Raw genomic sequence first — 7296 nt, 5'->3', positions numbered from 1 at the left:
GAACTGATTCAATTTAATTACTTTTATGCAAGGCCAGTGTACCTGACCCCCGACGTAGTAAAGCATTACTGCACTAGGGGGCAGGCACACTATTCATAGATATCATCTTTTAAAGATTGTTCTGATTGTTCTTGAGATCTCCGGTTTACTTGGTTGTTTCAATTGAGTAAGATGTTCACGGCTCATCTCTTTCAACTCAGAAATTTAAGATATTTTTCTCGAATGCTTTTATTTTTTTCAATTCATGAAGAAAACGCTCGGGATCTGCAAAGAAAGGCATATGAGCTGCATTTTCAAAGATGATTAATTCTTTTCCTTCAGGAGCTTGAAGTTCTTTCATCACAGTTTCCATAAGTATGAACGGGGTGTTAAAGTCATTCTCACCGATAATAAAAAAGCTAGGTATATCTACACGAGGTGCCCACTCTAAAAGGTCCCATTCTTGAGTCTCTTCCCACATTGGACCACTGCCACGGTTTGCTCCTTTAATCCAAAACCAGTAATCTTTTATACTATAAACATCAGATCCTAGTGCAATTCTAATAAACTTGCTCATTTTAACATCAGTATTCATATTGTACTCATCCATCAACTTAGCAAAAGCTACGTATTCACTATGAATTTTGTAAGGTGGTCCGTTTAGCAGAGCTACCTTCTTGATGGCCTTCTCTCGGCCTTTTTCTTTGATTCTTTTTTCCAATTCATCATGGGCAATAATATTACTTTCATTAAGATTAGTAAGCTGACTAACTCCGATATAGGCAATATAATCGTCTGAATAGCGGTTTGCAGCAACGATTCCAATTTGCGAACCCCAGGAATGACCTAATAAATAAAGTTTATCCTTCTGAAAACGCTCTTTTAAATATGCTGTCATTTCATGAATGTCTTCTACAAAACGCTCAATCGACATCGTACTTTCATCAAAATCCTTTGGGTTAGATTTACCCGCCCCGCGTTGGTCCCAATGAACGACAATAAATTCCTGTTCAAGATTACGGTTAAAATATCTAGCAACTGGCATTTGCGCCGCACCAGGACCTCCGTGTAACCATAGTAATAGAGGTAAGTCCTCGCTCTCTCCATTAGCCATAATCCACTGTTTCATCCCGCCGATCTCAACTTCTTCTAATAGAGCAATATCTCCTGCAGGATATTTCTGACTCTTCGGTAATACTAAGATGATAACTATACTTATCAAGATCATTACAAATATAAAAATGGCAAACTTTTTTATAACAACCTCTCCCCTGAATAAAGATTACAAGTTCTCGGTAAATTTTTCATCTACTAATTTATCACTTCCCCTTTAGTAAAAACTACTCGTTTTCCATTATTTTCTTCCATCTCTATTCAGAACTTCTCTGTATTCATATTAATAAAAGATATCCTTTTGATTAAAATGCCGTAAAGCCGATAGATAAGCAGCAGTTCCATAGATCACTAAGACAAGAAAGGCAGTAGCGAGTGAATAGGTAGTTTCATCAAAAAATGCCATTTGGGCTAGTTCTCTAAAATAAGAAACAATTAGATACGGCCGTGTTGCCTCAAACATACCTCCAATCGCATTTAAAAGAATGAACAATCCAAATATTACCCCGACAGTTACTCCGCTGCTTTTAAACAAAAATGCTAAATAAATTGTAATAACGCCAAATACAAACAGTGGAACAATTGAAACATAGTAGCCTCCTACTGTTCTTACTAATCCTTCAGCAGTGCTATAAGCAACACCGGCTGCATAGCTCGGATCTTCATAGACAAACCCTTCCCCAAACTCCCAAAAGCTAAAACCGAAAATCATATTAACGACTAACGAATACGTCATAAAACCTAAGATTAATAGGAATAAAGCAATGATTTTTGCGTTCAAAACCGATTTTCTTTTAATCGGCCGCATTATCGTTTCCTTTAATGTCCCTTGCACATGTTCTTGGGTAATCATGTCCGCAACGACTAAGATGACAAAAAAAGGCATAATGTAAACGACAATCGTCGCAAGCATAAACATTGAATAGTTTTGGGCGTTAATGACAAAGTCCATATCACCAATTGTATTAATTTCAAAGATTCCTAGTAAGTTAAAAAAGATGACAATCCCCATAAAAATATAAACTTTCTTCCCGCCAAATATTTGCTTATACAGTTCATTTTGCACAAGTCTACCCATTTGAATCGTCACCTCCAGTCAATTCAAAAAATATACTTTCTAACGATTGGTTTTTCGGAATAACATAGGCCAAATCAACCCCATTTTCGATTAAGAGCCTGTTTAATTGATTGGTGTGATTTTTTTCAAGTGTGACGATAATACCTTCCTCTGACTCAACCACAGATTCTACATAAGAAATTGGTGCAATTAAAGCTATAGCTTGTTTTTTACTAGTAGTAACAATTTCAATTTTTTCTGTGTCCTTGGAAATCAAATCTTTCACAGTCCCTATAGCGATCAGGTGGCCTTCCTTTAATACAGCTACTTTGTTACAAACCTGCTCAATTTCATGTAAAATATGGGAGGTAATGAAGAATGTAATATTTTCTTTTTTGGCGAGACTGACAATCAATTCACGTAAATCGCTGACTCCCTTTGGATCAATCCCATTCGTCGGTTCATCTAGAAAAACGATTTTGGGGTGATTGAGAAGCGTTCTAGCTAAACCTAACCGTTGTTTCATTCCTAACGAATACGTACTCACTTTATTTTTTGCCTTTGATGAAAGGCCTACGAGCTGAAGGACTTCATCAATTCTGCTTTTACTTAAATTTGGATAAAGGTTTTTGATTAGCAGTAAATTTTGATATCCGGTTAAATTAGTATAAAAGGTAGGTGTTTCGACAACAGCTCCAACATGGGCAACCGCTTTTAAAAATTCTTTTTTGATATCATAGCCATTGATTTTTACTGTTCCTGAGTCTGGTTTAATTAACCCTAAAATCATGCGAATAATCGTTGTTTTACCACAGCCATTAGGACCAAGGAAACCAAAAATATCCCCTTCATCAACGGTAAAGCTCACATGATGAATCACTTTTTTATGATCGAACGACCTGTTTAAATCCTCAACAACAAGAATCGGTTCGTGACCCATATATCCCACCTCCATTCGTTCATACCAAGCTTTAATCTATACTTGAGAAAAGATCGTCTTCTTGCAATTCCGTCTTACTTTATTCTAATAAATAAAGATTCCTAGGGAATCAGGCTGTACCCGTTGCCCCGACCATTAAGTCATTCCCTCCCTAACAGACATTAGAATGCTTAATATAAATCAAAACCTCCAGACGAAGTTCGAACTTTGATCGTATATTCTCCCGAACCGACATTTCCATAAATCTGATTATTTAATTTTTCCTCAAATAAAAATCCAGGAATATTCACACTTCCTTTACCCGAACTTCCTTTAAAGTCGACGACGGCTGAAGGAGTTTCATTCAAGCGAATATCAACACGACCACTTGAAGTAGAAACATGAATATTTCCAAGTAGCTCTTCGTTATTAATTGTAATTCTCCCTGAACTTGCGTCTGCCTTTATCTCTCCAGCAACATTGTTTAATTCAATTTTCCCTGAAGAAGTTGCAACACGAACATTCTTAGTACGTATGTCATTGAATGTAACAGCGCCGCTGCTTGCACGAGAATCAATAGAATCTGCATTACTTGCTGTAACCTCTATTCGTCCACTTGAGGTTTTTACATGAAGCTCTTTTTCAGCACTGATGTTTGAGGTATCAATACTCCCTGAGCTTGCTGTGAGATCAAAGCTTTCTCCGTGCATATCAGAAATGGAAATTTTTCCTGAAGAAGTCGTAATGCTAATCGTGTTATATATTTTTTCTGGTACAAATACATCTAGATTTACATTTATAATATTGGTGCCAAAAATATTTCTTATCGTTTCACTTTTTCTGTTTACATAAATTGTTAGCTTTTCACCGCTAGTTTTAACATCCAATGAAAATGAATTTGCTAGCTTACTATTAACCTCACCGTTGAGTTCAATCAAGATATCATCCCGGTTCGATGGAATCATCGACACACTTGGAGATGAAGAACGAATATCGATTGAGATTATTTCTTCCTCTACAACTTTACTTTCATATATTTCTTCCATATTACTAAAAAGTGCAAACACCGATTGACTTGAATTAATGGCCTTTAAACCAACAGCAAGCACTAGGATCCCAATCACAAACAGCACGATCCCAAGTACAGTGTTCCTGTTCATTGGTACCACCTACCTTCTATTAAATTTCAGCGATCGTTTAGACATCAGTATTTTTGTCTTGGTTTTTAGCTTTTGATCCTTTAAGTAAAGAATGAATGGCTATTAAGATAAAACTAAGACCTAGACCAATAAACATACCAGGAGCTGGGTCGCCATATGCTAAGCCAATCCCCATCCCTAATAACAAACAGCCCGGAATCAACAGAAATATACGCTTTTCCATCATGATCACCGCCTTGGTTTAATTAGTAATTTACAGAGATTTATTGTTGTTTGAGTGTTACTGTTGCAGATTGATTGAAGGCCTTTCATTTTGGGGTTCATATGATATTTGGATGGTTCTTATCTAGAGGTAAAAGATATTTCAATTAAATTTTAGCATATATATCCAATTGTCTATGTGAATAATTTCCAACACTCAAACAAAAATATCGAACAGCATTAAAACAACCTGTGCATTAGATATTTTAAAGCGGTACAATTTTTTCAAGGATATTCACTTCATCCTTTCTACACCTAAATCATCAGTTTAAAGCTAACAGTTAGTTAAAAAAGACAATAAAATAATAACTTTTATAGTAAAATATAAGTATTTGCAAAAGGAGGCTATTCTTATGAATATTTTAATTTTAGGTGCAACTGGACGAGTTGGAAGTGGAATAGTTACTTATGCCCTCCATGACAGGCATAATGTTACTGTATTAGTTCGTACTCCAGAGAAGGTTGAAATAAATAATGAAAATTTAACAATTATTCAGGGGAATGTTTTAAATAAAGATGATATCGTGCGTGCAATGCATGGGATTGATATAGTTATAAGTGCACTAAATACTGATGGCAGCACCACTCTATCAGAAAGTATGCCATTTATTATCGAAGCAATGGAAAATGAAGGTATAAAACGAATAATAACTGTAGGAACTGCAGGTATCCTGCAAAGTAGAACCACGCAAAATTCTCTGCGTTATCAATCAAGTGAATCAAAGCGTAAGTCAACCCGTGCAGCGAAAGAACATCATAAAGTTTACGATATGCTCAAACAATCAACCCTCGAATGGACGATTGTCTGTCCTACCTACTTGCCGGATGGAGAAAGGATAGGCAAATATCGTATAGAGCGAAATTTTTTGCCGGAGGATGGCGTTGAAATTTCTGTACCGGATACAGCAGAATTTACATTTAGACAGATAAAAACAAGCGATTATATAAAATCACGTGTAGGTATCGCCTACTAATCATATTTTTATACTACTTTCATATTGAATTAACTCGTTTGATTAAAAAGAAAAAGAGATGCGGCAACAATCTCCTCTCTTCACTAAAGCATCCCTTTCTAAAATATCTAAAGTATGAATTAGAATTACAAGAAATTATAAGTAAAAGAGATGTTGTAAAATTAACATCTCTTTTTACATTAAAAAGAAAGACTCCAAAACTGTACTTTAGCAGAACAGAGATAGCTGTTATTACGCTACCGTATACTTAGTTTAAAAGTGAATAATGCAACCAGGTTTAAGATATTAATTTGGTTTAATGAAATCCTCCCAAAAAGGAGTTGTCTCAATGAGAACCTTATCTTTTACAATCAATTTTCTAGTCATTATATCTACCTCATCTACCTCCCAAATAATAATGTACTAAATTTATTATAGTAAATATTCTTGTTGAGCTCTTCTGCCACACTAGGAAAAGCGTTTCTGCTTATTTCAAAAACGCACTAATTTGTTTAATAAAATAAATTTATTCTAAATCATATCTTTCAATTCATTTGTCATTTGTTCTACTAATTCAGGTCTTCCATGAAATTGTGCTGGGGTATTTTGAAATAGCTCAATTCCCCATCCAACATCTCTTTTAGCTACAATAAGTGTTTGGTGTGCATTCAGTTCAGGATTAAGCTCTGTTTCTCCATGAGGAATCATACCGACAATAGCCCGTAAAATGGCAATATCAGAACCTAAAATCCGTTTGCTTTTAACTTTGCTTACAAATGGAGGGGTAGGATGGTTTTCAAAGATAGGTTTCAGATGTGATAAAATGTCCTCTCTTCCGATTACGTGGCTTCCATCAAATCCAATAAGCTCTCCCTCTCCTGTGAATAGTTCAGCCATTCCAGATGCACTGCGGTTATTCCAAGCACCAATTAATTTTTCGTAGATTGAATTAATTTCTTCTAATACTGAAAAATTCATAATGATTTCACTCCCAAAAAAGGTATTCAGACTTTTTAAAACAATGCTATTCTTATTAGTTTAATGCTATATTTTAATATTTAAAATCACAAGTCCTTATTTTACAAACCTCGTTAGCAAAATGTGTAGATTAAAATGTACCTTACTCTTGCCGATGTACCCTCACAATTCTGATAACTAATTACCTGAAAATTCAAAGAAATAATAAGTACAAATGCTGATATCAATAAAAAACTGACTACAAATTGATATACAATTTAGTAGTCAGTTTAAGTTGGATTTTCAATGTTTGTGATAGATAACGGAACCCCTTATTATGTCAGCTCCAGTTCCTTTGTTTAAGTACTCCGTTAGTGTAGTTCCGTTTAAAGCATATCTATAAAAGATAATACATGATTTTTGACTTTTTCCTTTTCTTCCTCTGTCATATTTTCCAATTGAAAATGTTCAATCGTTTCATCTGGTATTAGGATTGTTGTTGGTTCTTGAAGTTCTTTTTTATGTTCATCTCCATCTTCTGCATTAGTTACCTTAGACCTGTTAAATTCAGAATGTACTATTTCCGTTTTGATATACCTGCCATCTACATCATAAAAGTCCTCAATCGCTTTAATATCCGTAGCTATATGATTTTTTCCTTCTTCAATAGTAGTAATCGCATTGACCTTCTTAAAACCAGTTGTTTCATATAAGCTTTCATCGTTTTGTTCTGATGTCTGAGTTACAAAAACTTCAATATGCTGATATTTTTCAGTATTATTACACGCACTTAAAAGAAAAACAATGAACAAAAATAAGTTCGCCATCATAAAATTTTTCTTCAATACTACTGCCTCCTTAGTGAAAATCCTCCAAAAACCCAATAACCTTATTAAA

The 7296-nt window shown here is 34.8% G+C and carries 8 protein-coding genes; 1 reads left to right on the top strand and 7 read right to left on the bottom strand.

Annotated features, from left to right (window positions below; all coding sequences use genetic code 11):
• Positions 1-196 precede the first annotated feature (196 nt).
• From ACJ2A9_RS17575 to ACJ2A9_RS17555, 5 genes are all read right to left on the bottom strand, one after another.
• On the bottom strand, positions 197-1201 hold the full coding sequence (locus ACJ2A9_RS17575) for an alpha/beta fold hydrolase (RefSeq protein WP_441422985.1): 1005 nt from the start codon (positions 1199-1201) through the stop codon (positions 197-199).
• A gap of 174 nt (positions 1202-1375) precedes the next feature.
• Complete coding sequence (locus tag ACJ2A9_RS17570; protein ID WP_441422984.1) at positions 1376-2170, bottom strand: ABC transporter permease; 795 nt, start codon at positions 2168-2170, stop codon at positions 1376-1378.
• Positions 2163-3089 (bottom strand): ABC transporter ATP-binding protein, encoded by a 927-nt coding sequence (locus tag ACJ2A9_RS17565; protein WP_441422983.1) that lies wholly within the window; start codon positions 3087-3089, stop codon positions 2163-2165. Before ACJ2A9_RS17565 ends, ACJ2A9_RS17570 begins: the two co-directional genes overlap by 8 nt.
• Positions 3090-3259: 170 nt before the next feature.
• Positions 3260-4228 carry a DUF4097 family beta strand repeat-containing protein gene (locus ACJ2A9_RS17560; protein WP_441422982.1) on the bottom strand — a complete coding sequence of 323 codons (969 nt, stop codon included), beginning with the start codon at positions 4226-4228 and terminating at the stop codon, positions 3260-3262.
• Between the two features lie 37 nt (positions 4229-4265).
• Positions 4266-4451, bottom strand: a complete 186-nt coding sequence (locus ACJ2A9_RS17555; protein ID WP_441422981.1) for a hypothetical protein — start codon at positions 4449-4451, stop codon at positions 4266-4268.
• Between the two features lie 391 nt (positions 4452-4842).
• On the opposite strand from ACJ2A9_RS17555, the gene ACJ2A9_RS17550 reads away from it, so the two are divergent.
• Positions 4843-5463 (top strand): NAD(P)-dependent oxidoreductase, encoded by a 621-nt coding sequence (locus tag ACJ2A9_RS17550; RefSeq protein ID WP_441422980.1) that lies wholly within the window; start codon positions 4843-4845, stop codon positions 5461-5463.
• A 510-nt stretch (positions 5464-5973) separates the two neighbouring features.
• Here ACJ2A9_RS17550 and ACJ2A9_RS17545 read toward each other — a convergent pair.
• A complete protein-coding gene (locus ACJ2A9_RS17545) occupies positions 5974-6420 on the bottom strand; it encodes an SgcJ/EcaC family oxidoreductase (protein ID WP_441422979.1) in 447 nt (148 codons plus the stop codon).
• A 365-nt stretch (positions 6421-6785) separates the two neighbouring features.
• On the bottom strand, positions 6786-7244 hold the full coding sequence (locus ACJ2A9_RS17540) for a hypothetical protein (protein ID WP_441422978.1): 459 nt from the start codon (positions 7242-7244) through the stop codon (positions 6786-6788).
• Between the last annotated feature and the right edge of the window lie 52 nt (positions 7245-7296).

Origin of the sequence: Anaerobacillus sp. MEB173 (assembly GCF_052119505.1) — a bacterium.
GTDB lineage: Bacteria > Bacillota > Bacilli > Bacillales > JBJMAU01 > JBJMAU01.
Note: the sequence above shows the minus strand (reverse complement) of the source record. Positions and strands in the feature narration are given on the sequence as shown.

Excerpts from the sequence above, each read along its gene's own strand:
- ACJ2A9_RS17570 (WP_441422984.1), bottom strand. The coding sequence starts at position 2,170 with ATGGGTAGACTTGTGCAAAATGAACTGTATAAGCAAATATTTGGCGGG.
- ACJ2A9_RS17565 (WP_441422983.1), bottom strand. The coding sequence starts at position 3,089 with ATGGGTCACGAACCGATTCTTGTTGTTGAGGATTTAAACAGGTCGTTC.
- ACJ2A9_RS17560 (WP_441422982.1), bottom strand. The coding sequence starts at position 4,228 with ATGAACAGGAACACTGTACTTGGGATCGTGCTGTTTGTGATTGGGATC.
- ACJ2A9_RS17555 (WP_441422981.1), bottom strand. The coding sequence starts at position 4,451 with ATGGAAAAGCGTATATTTCTGTTGATTCCGGGCTGTTTGTTATTAGGG.
- ACJ2A9_RS17550 (WP_441422980.1), top strand. The coding sequence starts at position 4,843 with ATGAATATTTTAATTTTAGGTGCAACTGGACGAGTTGGAAGTGGAATA.
- ACJ2A9_RS17545 (WP_441422979.1), bottom strand. The coding sequence starts at position 6,420 with ATGAATTTTTCAGTATTAGAAGAAATTAATTCAATCTACGAAAAATTA.